Annotated in this window: 20 protein-coding genes; 9 read left to right on the forward strand and 11 right to left on the reverse strand. The window is 70.1% G+C overall.

All coding sequences use genetic code 11. The annotated features are described in order from the left end of the window. Positions 1-125 precede the first annotated feature (125 nt). Together Bsp3421_RS26570 and Bsp3421_RS26575 are read right to left on the reverse strand one after the other, a co-directional pair. Positions 126-1436 (reverse strand): ATP-binding protein, encoded by a 1311-nt coding sequence (locus Bsp3421_RS26570; protein ID WP_273998925.1) that lies wholly within the window; start codon positions 1434-1436, stop codon positions 126-128. Between the two features lie 3 nt (positions 1437-1439). Beyond that, positions 1440-2102: a response regulator gene (locus Bsp3421_RS26575; RefSeq protein WP_273998927.1), complete on the reverse strand. Its 663-nt coding sequence runs from the start codon at positions 2100-2102 to the stop codon at positions 1440-1442. Positions 2103-2280: 178 nt separating this feature from the next. Between Bsp3421_RS26575 and dacB the strand changes: the two genes are divergently transcribed. The 3 genes from dacB to Bsp3421_RS26590 all read left to right on the forward strand — a co-directional run bounded on the left by dacB (position 2281) and on the right by Bsp3421_RS26590 (position 6136). Next, a complete protein-coding gene (gene dacB / locus Bsp3421_RS26580; RefSeq protein ID WP_273998928.1) occupies positions 2281-3786 on the forward strand; it encodes a D-alanyl-D-alanine carboxypeptidase/D-alanyl-D-alanine endopeptidase in 1506 nt (501 codons plus the stop codon). Between the two features lie 202 nt (positions 3787-3988). Beyond that, on the forward strand, positions 3989-4903 hold the full coding sequence (locus Bsp3421_RS26585) for a sterol desaturase family protein (protein ID WP_273998929.1): 915 nt from the start codon (positions 3989-3991) through the stop codon (positions 4901-4903). 108 nt (positions 4904-5011) lie between these two features. Then, entirely contained in the window at positions 5012-6136 is a 1125-nt protein-coding gene (locus Bsp3421_RS26590; protein WP_273998930.1) for an SGNH/GDSL hydrolase family protein, read from the forward strand. Positions 6137-6240: 104 nt separating this feature from the next. Here Bsp3421_RS26590 and Bsp3421_RS26595 read toward each other — a convergent pair whose 3' ends face one another. The 9 genes from Bsp3421_RS26595 to Bsp3421_RS26635 all read right to left on the reverse strand — a co-directional run bounded on the left by Bsp3421_RS26595 (position 6241) and on the right by Bsp3421_RS26635 (position 15559). Then, positions 6241-7278 carry an L-threonylcarbamoyladenylate synthase gene (locus Bsp3421_RS26595; protein WP_273998931.1) on the reverse strand — a complete coding sequence of 346 codons (1038 nt, stop codon included), beginning with the start codon at positions 7276-7278 and terminating at the stop codon, positions 6241-6243. A gap of 12 nt (positions 7279-7290) precedes the next feature. Next, positions 7291-8487 (reverse strand): 5-(carboxyamino)imidazole ribonucleotide synthase, encoded by a 1197-nt coding sequence (locus Bsp3421_RS26600; protein ID WP_273998933.1) that lies wholly within the window; start codon positions 8485-8487, stop codon positions 7291-7293. Positions 8488-8558: 71 nt separating this feature from the next. Beyond that, a complete protein-coding gene (gene purE, locus Bsp3421_RS26605; RefSeq protein WP_273998934.1) occupies positions 8559-9077 on the reverse strand; it encodes a 5-(carboxyamino)imidazole ribonucleotide mutase in 519 nt (172 codons plus the stop codon). A 30-nt stretch (positions 9078-9107) separates the two neighbouring features. Beyond that, the gene (locus tag Bsp3421_RS26610; RefSeq protein ID WP_252981773.1) at positions 9108-9998 is read right to left on the reverse strand and encodes a phosphoribosylaminoimidazolesuccinocarboxamide synthase; all 891 of its coding nucleotides are present in this window, start codon (positions 9996-9998) and stop codon (positions 9108-9110) included. A 120-nt stretch (positions 9999-10118) separates the two neighbouring features. Next, a complete protein-coding gene (fba, locus tag Bsp3421_RS26615; RefSeq protein ID WP_273998936.1) occupies positions 10119-11183 on the reverse strand; it encodes a class II fructose-bisphosphate aldolase in 1065 nt (354 codons plus the stop codon). Positions 11184-11436: 253 nt separating this feature from the next. After that, on the reverse strand, positions 11437-12873 hold the full coding sequence (pyk, locus tag Bsp3421_RS26620) for a pyruvate kinase (RefSeq protein WP_273998937.1): 1437 nt from the start codon (positions 12871-12873) through the stop codon (positions 11437-11439). 188 nt (positions 12874-13061) lie between these two features. Continuing rightward, positions 13062-14258, reverse strand: coding sequence for a phosphoglycerate kinase (locus Bsp3421_RS26625; protein ID WP_273998938.1), 1197 nt, complete (start codon positions 14256-14258; stop codon positions 13062-13064). 222 nt (positions 14259-14480) lie between these two features. After that, on the reverse strand, positions 14481-14804 hold the full coding sequence (locus Bsp3421_RS26630) for an AzlD domain-containing protein (RefSeq protein ID WP_273998939.1): 324 nt from the start codon (positions 14802-14804) through the stop codon (positions 14481-14483). After that, positions 14801-15559 (reverse strand): AzlC family ABC transporter permease, encoded by a 759-nt coding sequence (locus Bsp3421_RS26635; RefSeq protein WP_273998940.1) that lies wholly within the window; start codon positions 15557-15559, stop codon positions 14801-14803. The genes Bsp3421_RS26630 and Bsp3421_RS26635 overlap by 4 nt, the downstream gene beginning before the upstream one ends. A gap of 197 nt (positions 15560-15756) precedes the next feature. Here Bsp3421_RS26635 and Bsp3421_RS26640 point away from each other — a divergent pair, with 197 nt between their 5' ends. From Bsp3421_RS26640 to Bsp3421_RS26665, 6 genes are all read left to right on the forward strand, one after another. Next, positions 15757-16680, forward strand: a complete 924-nt coding sequence (locus Bsp3421_RS26640; RefSeq protein ID WP_273998942.1) for a branched-chain amino acid transaminase — start codon at positions 15757-15759, stop codon at positions 16678-16680. Positions 16681-16733: 53 nt separating this feature from the next. Beyond that, complete coding sequence (locus Bsp3421_RS26645) at positions 16734-16928, forward strand: zinc-finger domain-containing protein (protein ID WP_273998943.1); 195 nt, start codon at positions 16734-16736, stop codon at positions 16926-16928. A 129-nt stretch (positions 16929-17057) separates the two neighbouring features. Then, positions 17058-18098: a lipopolysaccharide heptosyltransferase II gene (gene waaF / locus Bsp3421_RS26650; protein ID WP_273998945.1), complete on the forward strand. Its 1041-nt coding sequence runs from the start codon at positions 17058-17060 to the stop codon at positions 18096-18098. Between the two features lie 114 nt (positions 18099-18212). Continuing rightward, positions 18213-18659: a nuclear transport factor 2 family protein gene (locus Bsp3421_RS26655; protein ID WP_252983132.1), complete on the forward strand. Its 447-nt coding sequence runs from the start codon at positions 18213-18215 to the stop codon at positions 18657-18659. Positions 18660-18681: 22 nt separating this feature from the next. Then, the gene (locus Bsp3421_RS26660) at positions 18682-19713 is read left to right on the forward strand and encodes a hydrolase (protein ID WP_273998947.1); all 1032 of its coding nucleotides are present in this window, start codon (positions 18682-18684) and stop codon (positions 19711-19713) included. Continuing rightward, entirely contained in the window at positions 19706-20302 is a 597-nt protein-coding gene (locus Bsp3421_RS26665) for a DUF2946 family protein (protein ID WP_273998948.1), read from the forward strand. The genes Bsp3421_RS26660 and Bsp3421_RS26665 overlap by 8 nt, the downstream gene beginning before the upstream one ends. Positions 20303-20309 lie beyond the last annotated feature (7 nt).

A 20309-nucleotide genomic window follows, 5' to 3' on the forward strand; every position in this document is an offset into this window, starting at 1 on the left:
TGTTGACAGGCAGCGTAACGACGCTGCCTTAAAGGAGGCTTAACCGAACGCGAGGGCGACTCAAGGGCGATCGCGCGCGTGGAGCGAGGAGGCCGGCCTACGCGGCCCGACCTACGCGGCCCGGCCTACGCGGCCCGACGAAACTCCACGCTCACCTGCAGGCCGCCCGCCGAGGCCTCGCCCAGGCTCACCGTCGCGCCCTGCTGCGCCGCCACCCGCTTGACGATCGCGAGCCCGAGGCCGCTGCCGGAGACGTCCGTGCGCGCGCGCGCCGACGAATCGCGATAGAAGCGGTCGAACACGCGCTCGCGCTCGTCGGCCGGGATCCCCGGGCCGCTGTCGCCGATCCGCACGCTCGCCCGGCCGGTGGCGTCGGCGGTCAGCGACACGTCGATCCGCCCGCCGTCCGGCGTGTACTTCACCGCATTGTCGAGCAGGTTGCCGAACATCACGCGCAGCGCGGCCGGATCGGCGAGCACCTTGGCCGGCTGCACCTCCTCGAGGCCGAGGTCGATGTCGCGGCGCTGCGCGAGCGGCGCATAGGCCGCCACGCAATCGGCCAGCAAAGCCGGCAGGTCGACCGGCTCGCGGATCGCCGCGCCGTCCGGTTCCGCGCGCGCGAGCGCGAGCAACTGCTCGGCGAGCCGGTTCGCGCGCGTGACGCCGCTCTGCAAGTCGGCGATCGCCTCGCGGCGCGTGGCGTCGTCCTGCGCGCGCGCGACGAGCTGCGCCTGGATCTGCACCGCCGCGAGCGGCGTGCGCAGTTCGTGCGCGGCGTCCGCGACGAAGGCCTTCTGCGTGTCGAGCGCGGCCGACAGCCGCGCGAGCAGCCGGTTCAGCGCGCGCACGAGCGGCTGCACCTCGAGCGGCAGGCCGGCGTCCGGCAGCGCGTCGAGCGCCTCCGGCCGGCGCGCCTCGACCGCGCGCGTGACGCGGCCGAGCGGCGCGAGCCCGCGCCCGACGATCATCCACACGGCCGCGCCCAGGAACGGCAGCAGCACGATCAGCGGCCACAGCGTGCGCAGCGCGACGTTCGCCGCGAGCCGGTTGCGCACCGACAGCGGCTGCGCGAGCTGCACCACGTTGTCGCCGACGATCGCGCCGTACACGCGCCACTCGCCGCGCTCGGTGCGTTCGGTCGAGAAACCCAGCTCGGCGCGCGGCGCGATCGGCGCGCGCGGATGCGAGAAATACATGAGCACGCCGTTGCGATTCCAGATCTGGATCACGATCCCTTCGTCGCCGTTGGTGCGCGAGCCGAACACCTGCGAGAACGGTTCCGACGGCAGCGCGGCGGCGATTTCCTGGAGCTGGTAGTCGAACAGTTCGTTCGCCTCGGCGAGCGCCTGGCGGTAGATCAGCCAGCCGGCGATGCCGACCCCGGCCACCACGATCGCGAGCAGCCAAACCAGCAATTGATGACGAATCGACCTCACGCGCTACGCTTCCTTCACGACCATGTAGCCCAGCCCGCGCACGTTGCGGATCAGGTCCGAGCCGAGCTTCTTGCGCAGCGCATGGATATAGACCTCGACGGTATTGCTGCCGATCTCCTCGCCCCAGCCGTACATCTTCTCCTCGAGCTGGCTCTTCGACAGCACCGCGCCCGGACGCGCGAGCAGCGCCTCGAGCAGCGCGAACTCGCGCGCGGACAGCGCGACCGGCGCGCCGTCGAGCGTCACCTGGTGCGAGGCGGGATCGAGCGTCAGCGCGCCGTGGCGGATCAGCGATTCGCTGCGGCCCGCCTGGCGGCGGATCAGCGCGCGCATCCGCGCGCCCAGCTCGTCGAGGTCGAACGGCTTCACGAGGTAGTCGTCCGCGCCCGCATCGAGGCCCTTCACGCGATCGGCCACCGCGTCGCGCGCAGTGAGGATCAGCACCGGCAGCATCAGCCCGCGTGCGCGCAGCGTGCGCAGCACGTCGATCCCGTCGCGTTTCGGCAGGCCGAGGTCGAGCAGCAGCAGATCGTAAGCTTCGCCGCCGAGCGCCGTCAGCGCGGCCTCGCCGTCCTCCACCCAGTCGACCGCGCAGCCGTCGCTCTTGAGCGCCTTGCGCACGCCCTCGGCGATCATCCGGTCGTCTTCGACTAGCAGTATTCGCATCCTGACTGGGGTCCACCCTGCATCGACAATGGCGCTCATTGTAGCGCCGCGCGGGGCCCCGCCGACGCCCCCGGGCGGCAATTTCGTCGGAACCCGCCGCGAGTCTCTACAATGAGCGCTTTGCGCCGCCGGCGCGCCACCTGATTCCCGCATGTCGTCCGTCCTCCGAACCGCCCCGATGAAGCCCTCCGCCCGTTCCGTCCCGCCGCGCCGCGCGCGCGCCGCGCTGCGCTGCGCGGCAGCGCTCGCCGCCTGCGCCGCGCTCGCGTTCGCGACGCCCGCCGATGCGCGCAAGAAGGCGCCGCGCTATCCGGCCGCCGTCTCCACCGCGCACGACATCCTGCCCGCCAGCGTGCTCGGCGCGCTGCAGCGCGCACGGGTGCCGGCATCGAGCATGAGCGTGGTGATCGAGCGCATCGGCGACCGCGATCCGCTCGTGTCGTGGAACGCGAGCCGACCGATGCTGCCCGCGTCGACCATGAAGCTCGTCACCACCTATTCCGGCCTGTCGATCCTCGGTCCCGGCTACCGCTGGCGCACGAGCGCCTACGCCACGGGCAGCATCGACCCGGCCGGCACGCTGCACGGCAATCTCTACATCAAGGGCAGCGGCGATCCCAAGCTCGTGCCGGAGGAGCTGATCGACCTCGTCAACAAGATCCGCCGCGCCGGCATCGTCAACATCGACGGCGCGCTGGTGCTCGACAAGAGCTACTTCGCGCCGTCGACGCGCGACCTGCCGCCGTTCGACGACGACGCGAGCGCGCCGTACAACGTCGGCCCCGATGCGCTGCTGTACGCGTTCAAGTCGCTGAGCTTCACGGTCACGCCGACCGACAGCGGCACGGTCGCGATCGACGTGCTGCCGCCGCTGTCCGATCTCGCGATCGACAACCAGCTGCAGGAAGGCAAGGGCTCGTGCGGCGTCGCGCGGCCGGCCGTGACGGCCGGCGCGGACGGCATGCTGACCGCGTCGTTCAACGGCAACCTGCCGAGCCGCTGCGGCACGATGACGACCAACCTCGCCGTGCTGAACCACACGACCTTCTTCGCGCGCGGCTTCCTCGCGCTGTGGCGCCAGACGGGCGGCACCTTCAACGGCGCGATCAGCGAGGGCGTGGTGCCGGGCGATGCGCGGCCGGTCGCGGTCCACCACGGCCCGGTGCTGTCGAGCATCGTCTACGACATCAACAAGCACAGCAACAACGTGATGGCGCGCAACCTGTTCCTCACGATCGGCGCGGTCGCGGGCAAGCCGCCCGCGACGACCGAGCAGTCGAGCCGGGTGATCCAGGCGTTCCTCGCGCGCAGCGGCATCGCGATGCCCGAGCTGGCGCTCGACAACGGCTCCGGCCTGTCGCGCGACGAGCACGTGAGCGCGCTGTCGCTCGCCAGCCTGCTGCAGGCCGCGAACGCGAGCCCGGTCGCGCAGGTGTTCGTCGACTCGCTGCCGATCGCCGGCATCGACGGCACCATGAAGAACCGCCTGACCAACCAGCCGGTGCTCGGCAACGCGCACATCAAGACCGGCACGCTGCGCGACGTGCGCGCGATCGCCGGCTATGTCGCATCGGCCGACGGTTCCAGCTACGTGGTCGTCAGCTTCATCAACGACGGCCACGCGGAGGCCGCGCGCGCCGCGCACGACGCGCTGCTCGAATGGGTCTACGCGGGACCGCGCTGAACGCGCGGGTCGCGGCGCGCCGGAACCGCTTCCACGCGCCGCCTCAAACACCCGTTCGAACCGCGCGGGACGGGGCTTCGGTACAAACCCTGCCCCGAATACTCCTTCTACGGAACCGCTCGCGCCCGGCACCTCGATTGCGTACCCTGTTTGCCTGAATCAGCGGCATAAAAGCACCGCCAGGGGAAAGGAGGAGACGTCCATGCAATTCAATGTTGAATTGCTTCTGCTTGCGCTGGCGCCCGTCTTTCTCATCTGCATCGGCTGGGAAGCGTGGCACCTGGCGCGCACCCGCCCGGACGCCCGCCTCTACGACTGGCGCGACACGCTCTGTAATGCCGCGCTCGCGCTCATGCACCAGGCCGCCGACAAGGTCGCGTGGCTGTTCGTGATCCCCCTCTACGCCTTCTGCTACACCCACTACCGGCTGTTCACGTGGGACGCCGGCTGGCTGTCGTTCGCGCTGCTGTTCGTTGCACAAGATCTGCTGTACTACGTATTTCACCGCTGCAGCCACCGAGTGCGCTGGCTGTGGGCCGCCCACGTGGTTCACCACTCGTCCGAACGCCTGAACTTCTCCACCGCGATGCGCCAGAGCCTGATGTATCCGGTCGCGGGCATGTGGGCGTTCTGGCTGCCGCTCGCGTTCCTCGGCTTCCCGCCGCAGCAGATCGTGGGCATCGTGCTGATCAATCTCGCGTTCCAGTTCTTCGTCCACACGCAGACGATTCCGAAGCTCGGCTGGCTCGAATACGTGCTCAACACGCCGTCGATCCACCGCGCGCACCATGCGCGCAATCCACGCTACATCGACCGCAACTACGCGGGCGTGCTGGTGATCTGGGACCGGCTGTTCAACAGCTTCGTCGAAGAGGATCCGCGCGATCCGCCCGCCTACGGCATCGTCGAACCCTTGCGCTCGAACAACCCGCTCGTCGCGACCTTCCACGAATGGCGCTCGATGGCGGCCGACGCCTGGCGGGTCGACGGGTGGCGCGACAAGCTGCGCGCGATTTTCGGCCCGCCCGAATGGGCGAGCGCTTATCATGCGCGGGTCGCCCGCGCGACCGTGGCGCCGACCGACCCATCGGGACGGGCGGCGCTCGGCGAACCCTAACCAGTTTTCAGCCAACGGCCGCCGCGCCGCCCGGCACGGGCTGCGGCGCGGCAGACAAAGCGGAGCGCAGCAAAGCAAGTCAGGCCATATCTACGAGGAGATGCAGGAATGAAACAAACACAACAACCGGGCCGTACGAAGCTGCGCACCGCGCAAATCGCGCTCGCGTGCGCCTCGTTCGCGCTGCTCGCGGCCTGCGGCGGCGGCGACGACAACAGCGGCGCCAGCAACACCCCGCCGTCCGGCGTGAAGATGCAGGTCGTGTCGTTCGGCGACAGCCTGTCCGACGTCGGCACCTATTCGCAGATCCAGCTCGGTTTCGGCGGCGGCCGCTTCACGACGAACCCGGGCCAGGTGTGGACCCAGGTGGTCGCGACGTACTACGGCGACACGCTCACGCCCGCCTACCAGGGCGGCTTCGGCATTCCGCTGACCGCGACGGGCGGCCGCGGCTACGCGCAGGGCGGCGCGCGCGTGACCCAGCAGCCGGGGATCGGCTATGCGCCCGCGGGCACGCCGAACCAGTCCTATGCGCAGGCGACCACGGTGCCGATCGCAACCCAGGTCCAGCAGTACCTGCAGCAGTACGGCAGCTTCAACGCCAACCAGATCGTGCTGATCAACGGCGGCGCGAACGACATCTTCTTCCAGGCAGCCGTCGCGCAGGCCGCGGGCACGCAGGCGGCGCAGGTCGCGGCCGCGCAGCAGGTCGGCCTCGCCGCGCAACAGCTCGCGGGCGTCGTCCAGCAGATCGTCGCGTCGGGCGCGACCCACGTGTACGTGTCGAACATCCCGGATATCGGCGGCACGCCGCTCGCGGTGCAAGGCGGCCCCGCGCAGCAGGCCGCGTTCACGCAGCTGTCGGGCCTGTTCAACCAGACCCTCGTCGGCACGCTGCAGGCGCTCAAGGTCGACCCGACCAAGGCGACGGTGGTCGATGTGTTCACGTGGCAGGACGGCATCACCGCGAACTACCAGTCGAACGGCTTCTCGGTGTCGAACACCGGCACCGCGTGCAACCTGCAGGCGATGATCGCCGCCGCGACCAAGGCCGGCGTACCCTCGCCGACCGCATACGGCTCCTCGCTGTTCTGCTCGCCGCAGACCTACACGGTCGCGAACGCCGACCAGACCTACATGTTCGCCGACACGGTCCACCCGACCACGCACCTGCACGCGCTGTACGCGCAGTACGTCGAGAAGCAGATCGCCGCAAGCGGCGTCGGCAAGTAAGCCGGGCGCGCGGGCCGGCCGGCCCGCATCGCGCGACGAAAAAAAGCCCGGGTGCGCGAGCCCCGGGCTTTTTCATTGGCGGCGGCGCACGATGCGCCGGCCGTTCACGCCTGTGCTTCGAAGGCGGCCGCGGCCCGGCCGAGCCGGTCGTTCACCGCGATCCACTCGGGCGTGTCCGGCAGTTTCTCGACCAGGATCCGCGCGACCTGCGCGCGATCGAGCGCGCGCAGCAGCCCGTACAGCTCGCGCGCGTAGGCGTGTGGATCCTCGGGCGCCGCGACGAAGTGCACGCCCGCCTCGCCCGCCCAGTGCCCGGCGCGCGACGCGCGCGCGACCAGCGCGACGCGTTCGCCGGCCGCGCGCGCGCCGGCGAGCAGCGCGTCGAGCGACTCGAACGGCAGCAGCGCGAGCGGCGTGCGCGGCGCGTAGTGCGCCTTCAGCGTGCCCGACGCGCGCGGCGCGCTCGCATCGCCGCCGTCCGGCAGGCGCGGCGCGACGCCGAGCACGTCGGCGATGTCCGCGGGCGTCACGCGGCCCGGGCGCAGCAGCGCGGGAAACCCGCGCGACAGATCGAGGATCGTCGACTCGATGCCGACCTCGGACGGCCCGCCGTCAAGCACGTGCACCGTGTCGCCGAACTCGTCGCGCACGTGCTGCGCGGTGGTCGGGCTCACATGGCCGAAACGGTTCGCGGACGGCGCGGCCACCCCGCCGTGGCCGCCGCGCCGCGCGCTGAATGCGTGCAGCAGCGCCTGCGCGACGGGATGCGACGGGCAGCGCAGCCCGACCGAGTCCTGGCCGCCGCTCACGGCGGCCGGAATCCGCGCGGCGCGCTTCAGGATCAGCGTGAGCGGACCGGGCCAGAATGCGTCGATCAACCGGCGCGCGTCGGCGGGCAAGGTGTCGACCCAGTAGCCCGGATCGCCCCCGGGAGGCAGGTGGACGATCACCGGATGGTTCGCCGGGCGACCCTTGGCCGCGTAGATGCGCGCAACGGCGTCGGGGTCCTGCGCGTCGCCGCCGAGCCCGTAAACGGTCTCGGTCGGGAACGCGACGAGCTGGCCCGCGTCGAGCAGCGCGGCGGCCGCATCGATCTGGGCGGCGCTCACAATCGACGCCGGATGGGATCGGTCACTGGACATCGCGGCTCCGCCTCAGTCGAGCGGAATGCGCAGCAGCTGCGCGCACGCGGTGGCGGCGTCGACCGCTTCGTCGAGCGTCGGCGCGGTGAAGTTCACGTGGCCCATCTTGCGGCCGACGCGCGCCTCCTCCTTGCCGTACAGATGCAGGCGCGCGGCCGGCATCGCGGCGACGCGGTCCCACGGCGGCGTGACGGCGGGACCGTCCGGATCGCCGTCGAACCAGATGTCGCCGAGGATGTTGAGCATCGTCGCCGGCGAGTGCTGGCGCGCATCGCCGAGCGGCAGGCGGGTCATCGCGCGCACCTGCTGCTCGAACTGGCTCGTTGCGCACGCATCGACCGTGTAGTGGCCGGAATTGTGCGGGCGCGGCGCCATCTCGTTGGCGACCAGCGAGCCGTCCGCGAGCACGAAGAACTCGACGCACAGCACGCCGACGTAGTCGAGCGCGTCCGCGATGCGCACCGCGGCCTGCCGGGCGGTCTCGGCCAGCGCGTCGTCCGCGGCGGGCGCCGGCACCACGGTCAGCGAGAGGATGCCGTCATGGTGGGTGTTCTGCGCGAGCGGGAACACCGCCGAGCGGCCGTCCGCGCCGCGCGCGACCAGCGCCGACACCTCGTACTCGAGCGCGAGCCGCTTTTCGAGCACGCACGGCACGCCGCGCAGCGCCGCATGCGCGTCGCGGACGTCCTGCGCGGTGCGCACCCGCGCCTGCCCCTTGCCGTCGTAGCCGAGCCGGGCGGTCTTGAGGATCCCGGGCAGCACCGCGTCGAGCTCGGCGTCGGTGAGCGCGGCCAGCTGCGCGTCGGATTCGATCGCCACGTGCGGCGCGACCGGTACGCCCGAGGCGGCGATGAAGCGCTTCTCGGCGATCCGGTCCTGTGCGATCGCGACGCAGCGGCCGGCCGGCGCGACGAAGGTTGAGCGCGCGAGCAGGTCGAGGCTCGCGGCCGGCACGTTCTCGAACTCGGTCGACACCGCCTCGCACAGCTGCGCGAGTTCCGCGAGCGCGGCCTCGTCGTCGTACGCGGCGCGCAGGTGGCGGTCGGCGACCGTGCCCGCCGGGCTGGTCGGATCGGGGTCGAGCACCGCGACGCGATAACCCATCGCTTGCGCGGCGAAACAGAACATGCGGCCGAGCTGGCCGCCGCCGACCATGCCAAGCCAGGCGCCGGGCAGGATCGGTGAAACCGGGGTGGGGAGTGCAGTCATGTCAGTGTCGGTCGCGGCGGGCAGCGCACCCGCCGCAGTCAGGACGATTCAGGGCCTTCGCGCGAGGCCGGTTACAGCGGCGGCAGGCTCATCGCGTGCGCGGCTTCGTTCTGGCGCACGCGGAACGCGGCGAGCCGGTTCGCGTAGTCGGCCGTCGTGCCGGCCAGGAGCGATACGGCGAACAGCGCCGCGTTCGCCGCGCCCGCCTCGCCGATCGCGAAGGTCGCGACCGGCACGCCCTTCGGCATCTGCACGATCGAGTGCAGCGAATCGACGCCTTTCAGGTACTTGCTCGCGACCGGCACGCCGAGCACCGGCACGGTGGTCTTCGCGGCCAGCATGCCGGGCAGGTGCGCGGCGCCGCCCGCGCCCGCGATGATCGCGCGCAGGCCGCGCTCGCGCGCCTTCTCCGCATAGTCGAACATCTCGTCGGGCATGCGGTGCGCGGACACCACGCGCGCCTCGTAGGGCACGCCGAATTCCTGCAGGATCGCGACCGCGTGCTTCATCACGTCCCAATCGGAACTGGATCCCATCAGCACGCCGACGAGCGGCGCGCTGTGCGTGTGGGCGGTTTGGACTTCGCTCATCGTGCGGTTCCTCGTGTGGTCGGACGCCGCTCAGGCGAGCTGCTGGCCGGTGATGCGCTCGAGCGCTTCCTGGTACTTCGCGCTCGTCCGGTCGACCACGTCCTGCGGCAGCGCCGGCGCGGGCGGCTCCTTCTTCCAGTCCTGGGTTTCGAGCCAGTCGCGCACGAACTGCTTGTCGAACGACGGCGGATTGGTGCCGACCTGATACTGGTCGGCCGGCCAGAAGCGCGACGAATCGGCGGTCAGCGCCTCGTCCATCAGGAACAGCTGGCCGTGGCTGTCGAGGCCGAACTCGAACTTCGTGTCGGCGATGATGATGCCGCGCGTGGCCGCGTAGTCGGCCGCTTCCTTGTACAGGCGGATCGAGATGTCGCGGATCGTCGCGGTCAGCTCGGTGCCGATCCGGCGCTCGGCTTCCTCGTACGTGATGTTCTCGTCATGATGGCCCATCTCCGCCTTCGCGGCCGGCGTGAAGATCGGCTCGGGCAGCTTCTGCGCGTTCTGCAGGCCGGCCGGCAGCTCGACGCCGCACACCTTGCCGGTCGCCTGATAGTCCTTCCAGCCGCTGCCCGCGAGATAGCCGCGCACCACGGCCTCGATCAGGATCGGTTCGAGGCGCTTGACCACCACCGCGCGGCCCTCGACCTGCGCGACTTCATCGGCGGCCACGACCGCTTCCGGCGCGTCGCCCGTCAGGTGATTCGGGACGATGTGCGCGAGCTTGTCGAACCAGAAGTTCGCCATCTGGTTCAGCACCCGACCCTTGTTCGGAATCGGCTCGCCCATGATCACGTCGAACGCCGACAGACGGTCGGTCGTGACGATCAGGAGCTTGTCGTTGCCGACCGCGTAGTTGTCGCGGACCTTGCCACGGCCGAGGAGCGGCAGCGAGCGGAGCGTGGATTCGTAGAGGGTAGACATCGTCGTTTCGCAGAAGATAGAAGCCAAACAAAAAGGGAAACGCCGTTCCCCTTCACCGGCGGGAACGGCGGCTGCAACCGGTCGACCGGCCGGGCCGCCAGGCCCGGCCGACGCGGCGCCTCAGCGCACGACTTGCGCGAGCGCGCCGGCCTTGTACTTCTCGGCGATCTTGTCGAGCGGGAGCGGCGTGATCTTGCCTGCCTGCCCCTCGCAGCCGAACGCCAGGTAACGATCGACGCACACCTGCTTCGCCGCTTCGCGGGCCGGCTTCAGGTAGTCGCGCGGATCGAACTTGCCCGGGTTCTCGAACAGGTAACGACGGATCGCGCCCGTGATCGCGAGCCGCAGGTCGGTGTCGATATTCACCTTGCGCACGCCGTGCTTGATGCCTTCCTGGATTTCCTCGACCGGCACGCCGTAGGTTTCCTTCATGTCGCCGCCGAACTCGCGGATCTCCGCGAGCAGTTCCTGCGGCACCGACGACGAGCCGTGCATCACCAGGTGCGTGTTCGGGATCCGCGCGTGGATTTCCTTGATGCGCTGGATCGACAGGATATCGCCCGTGGGTTTCTTCGTGAACTTGTAGGCGCCGTGCGAGGTGCCGATCGCGATCGCGAGCGCGTCGCACTGCGTGCGCTTGACGAAGTCGGCCGCCTGCTCCGGATCGGTCAGCAGCTGCTCGCGGGTCATCGTGCCTTCCGCGCCGTGGCCGTCTTCCTTGTCGCCCTTCATCGTCTCGAGCGAGCCCAGCACGCCCAGTTCCGCCTCGACCGTCACGCCGATCGAGTGCGCCATCTCGACGACCTTGCGCGACACGTCGACATTGTATTCATACGACGCCACCGTCTTGCCGTCCGCCTCCAGCGAGCCGTCCATCATCACGCTCGTGAAGCCGCTGCGGATCGCCGCCATGCAGACCGCCGGCGACTGCCCGTGATCCTGGTGCATCACCACCGGGATATGCGGATAGGACTCGATCGCCGCCTCGATCAGGTGGCGCAGGAACGGCTCGCCCGCGTATTTCCGGGCGCCGGCCGACGCCTGCATGATCACCGGCGCGTTCACCTGGTCGGCGGCCGCCATGATCGCCTGCACCTGCTCGAGGTTGTTCACGTTGAACGCCGGCAGGCCGTAGCCGTGTTCCGCCGCGTGATCCAGCAGTTGACGCATTGATACGAGAGGCATTGTGGAACTCCTTGATAGAAAACCGGTGCGCCCTGGGCGGCGGCTGACGGCCCGCCCCGGCGGATGGACGGGCGGACCTGCGCGGCTGAGCGTCGAATAGCCGCATTTTATCGCGAAGCGCCCCGGATTCAGACCAAATCGGTATCCCACGTCCAAATTGTTGTGGGCGAACGCACGTTTTCCAGCAAAAAGGGCCGCGCGGGGCATCTGACCCCGCGCGGCCCATCCGGCCCGGACTACGGCCCCGAAACGCTCAGTAAGGTTCGCCGACCCGCACGATCTTGAGGGTGTTGGTGCCGCCCGCCTGCCCCATCGGCTCGCCGACCGTCAGCACGACCATGTCGCCGTGCTGCACGAAGCCCTGCCGGACCACGATCTCGAGCGCCGCCTGCAGCGCCGCGTCGCGGTCGCTGTTGAAATCGACGTGCAGCGGGGTCACGTTGCGGAACAGCGCCATCGCGCGCTCGCTGCCGACCCGCGGCGTCAGCGCGAAGATCGGCACGTGGGTGTAGTGGCGCGACATCCACAGCGCGGTCGCGCCCGATTCGGTCAGCGCGACGATCGCCTTGGCGCCCAGGTGGTAGGCCGTGAACAGCGCGCCCATCGCGATCGACTGGTCGATCCGGGTGAAGGTGCGGTCGAGGAAATCCTTGTCCAGCTCGACCTGCTCGGATTTCTCCGCCTCGACGCAGACGGCCGCCATCGTCTCGATCGTGACCACCGGGTACTTGCCCGTCGCCGTCTCGGCCGACAGCATCACCGCGTCGGTGCCGTCGAGCACCGCGTTCGCGACGTCCGACACCTCGGCGCGGGTCGGCACCGGCGCGTGGATCATCGATTCCATCATCTGCGTCGCGGTGATCACGAGCTTGTTCGACTCGCGCGCCATGCGGATCATGCGCTTTTGCAGCGCGGGCACCGCCGCGTTGCCGACCTCGACCGCGAGGTCGCCGCGCGCGACCATGATGCCGTCCGACGCGTCGAGGATGCCCTGCAGCGCCGGAATCGCCTCCGCGCGCTCGATCTTCGCGATCATCTTCGGCTTGATGCCGTAGGGCGCGCCCGCGATGTTCGCGAGCTGGCGCGCCATTTCCATGTCGGTCGCGTTCTTCGGGAACGACACCGCCACCAGGTCCGCGCCGAGCGACATCGCGGTGCGGATGTCCTCCATGTCCTTGGCCGTCAGCGCGGGCGCCGACAGGCCGCCGCCCTGGCGGTTGATGCCCTTGTTGTTCGACAGCTCGCCGCCGATCTTGACGATCGTATGGATCTCCTCGCCGACGATGCGCTCGACGGTCAGCACGATCAGGCCGTCGTTGAGCAGCAGCAGGTCGCCCGGCTTCAGGTCGCGCGGCAGGTCCTTGTAGTCAAGCCCGACGCGTTCGTCGTTGCCCAGCTCGCATGCACCGTCGAGGATGAACGGCTGGCCCGGCGCGAGCAGGGTCTTGCCCATCTCGAATTTGCCGACGCGGATCTTCGGCCCCTGCAGATCGGCCATGATCGCGATTTCCCGGCCGACCTTGCGCGCGGCCTCGCGGACCATCTCGGCGCGCTGCCGGTGGTCGTCCGCGGTGCCGTGCGAGAAATTGAGCCGGACGACGTCGAGCCCCGCCTGCATCATCTGCAGCAGGACCTCGGGCGAGCTGGAGGCCGGGCCGATGGTGGCGACAATCTTGGTGGCGCGATGCATGAATCTCCTCGTCGAGTCTGAGTGGTGCTGGGCGTACCGCTGCGAGAGCCGGACCCGCGCGGCCCAGCGGCCGCCGCATCCGGAATGCGCGCCGGTGCCCGGGGGCCCGGCGTCGCTTTGTTCATCCTGTCAGGTCCTGCGCCGCGGACGGCGGGCGCGCGCCGCGCACCGTCCGCGGGTCATGCGGGTCAGGCCGCGCGCGTTTCAAGCACTTCGACCGCCGGCAGCGTCTTGCCCTCGAGGAATTCGAGGAACGCGCCCCCGCCCGTCGAGATGTAGCTGACCTTGTCGTGGATCCCGTACTTCGCGATCGCGGCGAGCGTATCGCCGCCGCCCGCGATCGAGAACGCCGACGAATGGGCGATCGCATCCGCCAGCGTGCGGGTGCCGTTGCCGAACTGGTCGAATTCGAACACGCCGACCGGGCCGTTCCAGACGATCGTGCCGGCCTTCCCGAGCTGGCCGGCGAGCGCCTTGGCGGTTTCCGGGCCGATGTCGAGGATCAGGTCGTCGGCCTCGATGTCGGCGACCTGCTTCACGGTGGCCGCGGCGGTCGGCGCGAATTCCTTCGCGGTCACGACGTCCGACGGGATCGGCACCGATGCGCCGCGCTTGCGCGCCTCGTCGATGATCGCCTTGGCCTCGGCGACGAGGTCCGGCTCGGCGAGCGACTTGCCGATGGTCAGGCCCGCCGCCAGCATGAAGGTGTTCGCGATGCCGCCGCCGACGATCAGCTGGTCGACCTTCTCGGCGAGCGATTTCAGGATCGTCAGCTTGGTCGACACCTTCGAACCCGCGACGATCGCCACGAGCGGCCGCTTCGGGTTGCCGAGCGCCTTGCCGAGCGCGTCCAGCTCGGCCGCGAGCAGCGGGCCCGCGCAGGCGACGGGCGCGTACTTCGCGATGCCGTGGGTGGTCGCCTCGGCGCGGTGCGCGGTGCCGAACGCATCGTTGACGTAGATGTCGCAAAGCTTCGCCATCTTCTGCGCGAGCGCGTCGTCGTTCTTCTTCTCGCCCGGGTTGACCCGGCAGTTTTCCAGCAGCACGACCTGGCCCGGCGCGACCTCGACGCCCTGCTCGACCCAGTTCGAGACGAGCGGCACGTCGCGGCCCAGCAGTTCCGCGAGGCGCTGCGCGACGGGCGCGAGCGAATCTTCCGGCTTGAACGCGCCCTCGGTCGGGCGGCCGAGGTGCGACGTGACCATCACGGCCGCGCCCGCATCGAGCGCGGCGCGGATCGCCGGAACCGACGCGCGCACGCGGGTGTCCTCGGTAATGTTGCCGTGGTCGTCCTGCGGCACGTTCAGGTCGGCGCGGATGAACACGCGTTTGCCGGAGAGCTTGCCTTCGGCGATCAGGTCGGTAAGACGCTTTACTTGGCTCATGGGACTGGATGAGGTTGATGAGGAAGGCGGTTCGACGCGCGCGGGCAGCCGGCACGGCGCCGCGCGCGGCCGGGCCGGGCCGCGCACGCGCGCGAAAGTCGAGAGGGAACATTCTAGCCGATCCGTTCCGCCGGCCGCCCCGTCGAGACGCGAATTCCGCCTATTTGGGGGCCAGTTGCGATGCCGCATCGCAGCAATCGCGGCGGCGCGGCAGCACGCGGCTCAGAACATCAGGCGCAATGCGGTGAAGACGAGCATCCCGACGACGATCGTGCCGAGCATGCTGCGCCGCCACAGGAACCAGCCGAGCCCGGCGACGGCCGCGTAGAACTCGTGGTTCGACAGTGCGAACGAGATGCCGTCCGGGGTTTCGAGGACGTCGGGCAGCACCACCGCCATCAGCGCGGCGGCGGGCGCGTAGCGCAGCGCGCGCTGGACCCGCTCCGGCAACACGCCGCGCTCGCCGCCCATCAGGAACAGCGCGCGCGTGACCGCGGTCACGAGCGTCATGCCGAGGATCGCCAGCCAGACCTGGGTCGCGCTCATTCCGCCTCCCCGGCGTCATGCCCACGGGACGCGCGAACGCGCCGCCAGTCGGCGCGTTCGACGAACAGGTCGGTCACGCTGCCCGCCGCGAGCGCGGCGACCACCGCGAGCGGCAGCGCGAGCCGGTACGGCAGGTCGAACGCGAGCAGCGAGACGATCCCCGCCACCGCGACCGCGGCCAGCGTCGAGCGGTTCGCGACCGCGGTCACCATGATCGGGATCAGCGCGAGGGTGCCCGCGAGTTCGAGCCCCCAGCTGTCCGGGAAGAAGCTCGCCAGCAGGATGCCGGCGAGCGAGGACGCCTGCCACGACAGCCAGCTCGACGCGGCCATCCCCCAGAAATAGGCCTCCTTGCCCGGCACCGGGCCCGGCGCGAAGCCCTGCTTCTGGAACAGCAGATAGATCACGTCGCCGTTGAAGTAGCCGATCGCGAGGCGCCGCCACATCGGCAGGTGCGCGAAGTGCGGCGCGAGCCCGGCGCTGAAGATCACGAAGCGGGTGTTCACCATCGCCGCGGTGAGCAGGATGGTCCAGAGCGGCAGCTTGGCGGCGAAGAGCGGCAGCACCGCGAGCTGCGACGAGCCCGCGTAGACCAGCAGCGACATCCCGGCCGCCTGGCCGACCGTGAGCACCGACTTGCTCATCGCGATGCCCGTGACGAGCCCCCACGAGAGGATCGCCATCAAGGTCGGGGCATAATCGCGGGCGCCCTGCACGAGGGCATAGCGGTTGGTGGCGGACAGGCGAGCGAGCATCGATGGGAGCGCCGGCGTGGCGAAAAAGCCGGGCGACCCGCGTGCAACCGCGCCGCCTCCCGTTATTCTTGAGAAATTTACTCGGGGATTATAGCGCCGCATCACCGGCCGGCGCCCGTCCGCCGGGCAAAAGACGCTAAAATAAGCGTCTTTCCGGCTCAATGCTGCATACAACCGCATCCCGTTAGGAGATACCTATGTCAATGGCCGACCGCGACGGCAAGATTTGGATGGACGGCAAGCTGATCGATTGGCGTGACGCGAACATCCACGTGCTGACCCACACGCTGCACTACGGCATGGGCGTCTTCGAAGGCGTGCGCGCGTACAAGACGGCCGACGGCGGCAGCGCGATCTTTCGTCTGAAGGAACATACGAAGCGCCTGCTGAACTCCGCGAAGATCTTCCAGATGGACGTGCCGTTCGACCAGGAAACGCTCGAGGCCGCCCAGCGCGACGTGGTGCGCGAGAACAAGCTGGAATCGTGCTATCTGCGCCCGATCATCTGGGTCGGCTCGGAAAAGCTCGGCGTGTCCGCGAAGGGCAACACGATCCACGTCGCGATCGCGGCCTGGCCGTGGGGCGCGTACCTCGGCGAGGACGGCCTCGCCAAGGGGATCCGCGTGAAGACCTCGTCGTTCACGCGCCATCACGTGAACGTCTCGATGGTGCGCGCGAAGGCGTCGGGCTGGTACGTGAACTCGATCCTGGCGAACCAGGAAGCGACCACCGACGGCTACGACGAGGCGCTGCTGCTCGACGTCGACGGCTACGTGTCGGAAGGCTCGGGCGAGAACTTCTTCCTGGTCAACCACGGCAAGCTGTACACCCCCGACCTGGCGTCCTGCCTCGACGGGATCACCCGCGACACGGTGATCACGCTCGCGAAGGAAGCGGGCATCGAGGTGATCGAGAAGCGCATCACCCGCGACGAGGTCTACACCGCGGACGAAGCGTTCTTCACCGGCACCGCCGCCGAAGTCACGCCGATCCGCGAGCTCGACAACCGCACGATCGGCAACGGCGCGCGCGGCCCGATCACGGAAAAACTGCAGGCGGCGTTTTTCGACGTCGTGACGGGCAAGAGCGCGAAGCACGCGCACTGGCTCGCGAAGATCTGAACACGGCGCGCCCGCACGGGCGCGCCTGCCCCATCGCATAACGAGAACACCCCATGAGCGAACTGAAGGAAATGCCGCTGATCGAGCTGACCGCCAAGGATCTGCCGGCCTACTGCCCGAACCCGTCGATGCCGCGCTGGAGCGCGCATCCCCGCGTCTTCATCGACGTCTCGCACGGCGAGGCGCGCTGCCCGTACTGCGGCACGCGCTACAAGCTGCGTGACGGCGAAGTCGTCAAGGGCCACTGAAGCCCGGCGGGCGCGTTGCCCGGCTGAAGCGGCGCGGCCGACCCGGCACGCGCCGCCGTCTTCTTTCTCTCGCAACCCGAACGCGGCGCCTGCGCGCCGCGCTTCATCACGACACCGGATATCGACCTGATGCGTCGCGCGTTGGTAATCGCACCGAACTGGATCGGTGACGCATTGATGGCGCAGCCGCTTTTCGCGCTGCTGAAGAAACTCCATCCCCGCATCGTCATCGATGCCGTGGCGCCGGGCTGGGTGGCGCCCGTGCTCGAACGGATGCCCGAAATCCACGATGTCTACGCGACCGACCTCGCGCACGGCAAGCTGCAGATGCTGCGCCGCTGGCAGCTCGCGAGCGACCTGCGCGACAACGGCTACGACGCCGCCTACGTGCTGCCGAATTCGCTGAAGTCCGCGCTGATCCCCTGGCTCGCGGGCATTCCGCTGCGGATCGGCTATACGGGCGAGAAGCGCTACGGCCTGCTCAACGTGCGCCACGCGAACCCGAGCCGCAAGCGCGACGAGCGTCCGGCGATGGCCGAGCACTACGCCGCGCTCGCGTACGCGCCGGGCGCTCGGCTGCCGGACACGATGAAGGCGCTGCCGCCGCCGCGCCTCGACGCGGACCTGAACGAGACCGCGCGGGTGTCCGCCCGCTTCAACCTCGACACCCGCAAGCCGCTCGTCGTGTTCTGCCCGGGCGCCGAGTACGGCCCGGCCAAGCGCTGGCCGCCCGAGCACTTCGCGGCGCTCGCGCACAGCGTGAGCCAGTCGTTCCCCTATACGCAGATCGTCGCGCTCGGCTCGCCGAAGGACGCCGCGGTCGCGCAGGCGATCGCCGAGCGCGCGCCGAACGTGCGCAGCCTGTGCGGCCAGACCTCGCTCAGCGAAGCCTGCGCGCTGATCGCGCGCGCGAACGCCGTGGTCACCAACGATTCCGGCCTGATGCACGTGGCGGCCGCGCTGCGCCGGCCGCTCGTCGCGCTGTACGGCTCGACCGACCCGCGCCACACCCCGCCGCTGTCGGAGCTGGCGAAGGTACAATGGCTGCATCTCGAATGCAGTCCCTGCTTCGAACGCGAATGCCCGCTCGGCCATCTGAACTGCCTGCGCGAGCTGAGCCCGGAGCAGGTATTCGGCGATTTGCGCGGCATGCTCGTCGGGCAGCGCTGAGCGGCCCGCCGGCTGCGGCGCGAGCCCGCCGCGCGGTCGATTCACCGGCGGACGCGGGCGTGGCTCGCATCCGCCGCCTTGTAACGGCGCGCCCCGCGCGCGAGAGATAACCCGATGCCACGTTTTGCCCGCCTCTTCGAAGCTGCCGCCGATACGCTCAACGCCTATTATCAGGCGATTGCCGACGCCAACCTCGACGCCCTGATGGTCCTGTGGATCGACGAGGACTTCGCGAGCTGCATCTGGGCCGACGGCGCGCATCTGCACGGCCTCGACCAGATCCGCGGCGGCTTCGCGCAGCGCCTGTCGACCCAGCCGGTCACGATCGAGCCGCTCGACATCCGCGTCTACGACAGCCTCGGCACCGTCGTCTACACGGTCGCCGAAGCGCACCAGTACGCCGACCTCACGGCCGAGCCGGACATGGTGTTCGCGACCTACGTGATGATCCACGAGCGCGGCGAATGGCGGATCGCGCACATCCACTCGAGCCCGATCCCCGCGCAGACCGCCACCCAGTTCGCGGCCAAGATCCGCCACGGCCAGGGGCCGCTCCACTGACCGCCGCGCGCGGCCGATCGCGATGAGCAGCGCGTCCTCCCCCACTCCGGCCGCCGACCGGCCCGCGCCCGCGGAAACCCTGCGTTACCGCGCGCCGCGCTGGCTGCCGACCAGCCACGCGCAGACCATCGTGCCCGCGCTGTTCGCGCGCCGGCCCGAGGTCGCGTACCGGCGCGAGCGCTGGGACACGCCGGACGGCGACTTCATCGACCTCGACTGGCTGGCCTGGCCGGCCGGCGCCGCGCCGGCGCCCGACGCGCCGCTCCTCGTGCTGTTCCACGGTCTCGAAGGGGGTTCCGGCTCGCATTACGCGCGCGTGCTGATGGCGGCCGCGCAAAGCCGCGGCTGGCATGGCGTGGTCCCGCACTTCCGCAGCTGCAGCGGCGAGATGAACCGCCTGCCGCGCTTCTACCACCTCGCGGACAGCGCCGAGGTCGACTGGATCCTGCGGCGCCTCGCCGCCCGCCATCGCGGGCCGCTCGTCGCGGCGGGCGTGTCGCTCGGCGGCAACGTGCTGCTGCGCTGGCTCGGCGAGCGCCGCGACGAGCGCGCGCGCGTCGCGGCCGCCGCGGCGATCTCGACGCCGATCGACGTGCACGCGGGCGGCCGCGCGCTGTCGCACGGCTTCGCGATGATCTATACCCGCAGCTTCCTCAAGACGCTCAAGCGCAAGGCGCTCGCCAAGCTCGAACGCTATCCCGGCCTGTTCGACCGCACCGCGATGCTGGCCGCGCGCACCATGTACGATTTCGACGACATCGTCACCGCGCCGCTGCACGGCTTCGCCGACGCGGACGACTACTGGACCCAGGCCACCACGCGGCCGCTGCTGCGTGCGATCGAGGTGCCCACGCTGATCGTCAACGCGCGCAACGATCCGTTCCTGCCGGCCTCCGCGCTGCCGGGCCCCGACGAAGTCTCGCGCGCGGTCGTGCTCGACCAGCCCGAGCACGGCGGCCACGCGGGCTTCATGACCGGGCCGTTCCCGGGCCGGCTCGACTGGATGCCGCTGCGCATCCTCGACCACTGCTCCCGCTTCGTCGACCATGGATGAGATCGTCCGACAGGCCCTCGCGAAGTGGCCCAACGTCCCGCACTGCACCGGCTGGCTGCTGCTCGACCGGCGCGGCGACTGGCGCATGCGCGACGACGCCGCGCAGGCGGCCGGCGCGCTCGGTTCGCCGATCCGCCATGCGGCGCTGATCGGCTTCATCGCGCGCAACTACGAGCGCGACGACGCGGGCCAATGGTTCTTCCAGAATGGCCCACAGCGCGTCTACGTCGAGCTGGCCTACACGCCCTGGATCGTGCGGCTCGCGCAGCCGGATGGCCCGGGCCGGCCGCTCGCGCTCACCGACCAGACCGGCCGCGCGTTCGAGCCCGCGCAGGCGTGGCTCGACGACGCGGGCGGCGTGCTGTTCGCCGACGCCGCCACGCCGCCGCGCATCGCCGCGCTGCACGACCACGATCTCGGCCTGTTCGCCGACCACGCGACGCTCGATGCCGACGGCGCGCACGGCGCGTTCCGCTGGCGCGACGGCGTCGAGCTGCCGCTCGCGCCGATCCGGCGCGCGGACGTCGCCGCGCGCTTCGGCTTCGTCGCGAGCCCCGCCGCGCACGCGGCCGGCCAGCCCGGGCGCTGAACGCGGC

The sequence above is a fragment of the Burkholderia sp. FERM BP-3421 genome (assembly GCF_028657905.1).
Taxonomy (GTDB): Bacteria; Pseudomonadota; Gammaproteobacteria; order Burkholderiales; family Burkholderiaceae; genus Burkholderia.

Coding starts and splice junctions, on each gene's coding strand:
- Bsp3421_RS26575 (WP_273998927.1), bottom strand. CDS start 2,102: ATGCGAATACTGCTAGTCGAAGACGACCGGATGATCGCCGAGGGCGTG.
- dacB (WP_273998928.1), top strand. CDS start 2,281: ATGAAGCCCTCCGCCCGTTCCGTCCCGCCGCGCCGCGCGCGCGCCGCG.
- Bsp3421_RS26585 (WP_273998929.1), top strand. CDS start 3,989: ATGCAATTCAATGTTGAATTGCTTCTGCTTGCGCTGGCGCCCGTCTTT.
- Bsp3421_RS26590 (WP_273998930.1), top strand. CDS start 5,012: ATGAAACAAACACAACAACCGGGCCGTACGAAGCTGCGCACCGCGCAA.
- Bsp3421_RS26595 (WP_273998931.1), bottom strand. CDS start 7,278: ATGTCCAGTGACCGATCCCATCCGGCGTCGATTGTGAGCGCCGCCCAG.
- Bsp3421_RS26600 (WP_273998933.1), bottom strand. CDS start 8,487: ATGACTGCACTCCCCACCCCGGTTTCACCGATCCTGCCCGGCGCCTGG.
- purE (WP_273998934.1), bottom strand. CDS start 9,077: ATGAGCGAAGTCCAAACCGCCCACACGCACAGCGCGCCGCTCGTCGGC.
- Bsp3421_RS26610 (WP_252981773.1), bottom strand. CDS start 9,998: ATGTCTACCCTCTACGAATCCACGCTCCGCTCGCTGCCGCTCCTCGGC.
- fba (WP_273998936.1), bottom strand. CDS start 11,183: ATGCCTCTCGTATCAATGCGTCAACTGCTGGATCACGCGGCGGAACAC.
- pyk (WP_273998937.1), bottom strand. CDS start 12,873: ATGCATCGCGCCACCAAGATTGTCGCCACCATCGGCCCGGCCTCCAGC.
- Bsp3421_RS26625 (WP_273998938.1), bottom strand. CDS start 14,258: ATGAGCCAAGTAAAGCGTCTTACCGACCTGATCGCCGAAGGCAAGCTC.
- Bsp3421_RS26630 (WP_273998939.1), bottom strand. CDS start 14,804: ATGAGCGCGACCCAGGTCTGGCTGGCGATCCTCGGCATGACGCTCGTG.
- Bsp3421_RS26635 (WP_273998940.1), bottom strand. CDS start 15,559: ATGCTCGCTCGCCTGTCCGCCACCAACCGCTATGCCCTCGTGCAGGGC.
- Bsp3421_RS26640 (WP_273998942.1), top strand. CDS start 15,757: ATGTCAATGGCCGACCGCGACGGCAAGATTTGGATGGACGGCAAGCTG.
- Bsp3421_RS26645 (WP_273998943.1), top strand. CDS start 16,734: ATGAGCGAACTGAAGGAAATGCCGCTGATCGAGCTGACCGCCAAGGAT.
- waaF (WP_273998945.1), top strand. CDS start 17,058: ATGCGTCGCGCGTTGGTAATCGCACCGAACTGGATCGGTGACGCATTG.
- Bsp3421_RS26655 (WP_252983132.1), top strand. CDS start 18,213: ATGCCACGTTTTGCCCGCCTCTTCGAAGCTGCCGCCGATACGCTCAAC.
- Bsp3421_RS26660 (WP_273998947.1), top strand. CDS start 18,682: ATGAGCAGCGCGTCCTCCCCCACTCCGGCCGCCGACCGGCCCGCGCCC.
- Bsp3421_RS26665 (WP_273998948.1), top strand. CDS start 19,706: ATGGATGAGATCGTCCGACAGGCCCTCGCGAAGTGGCCCAACGTCCCG.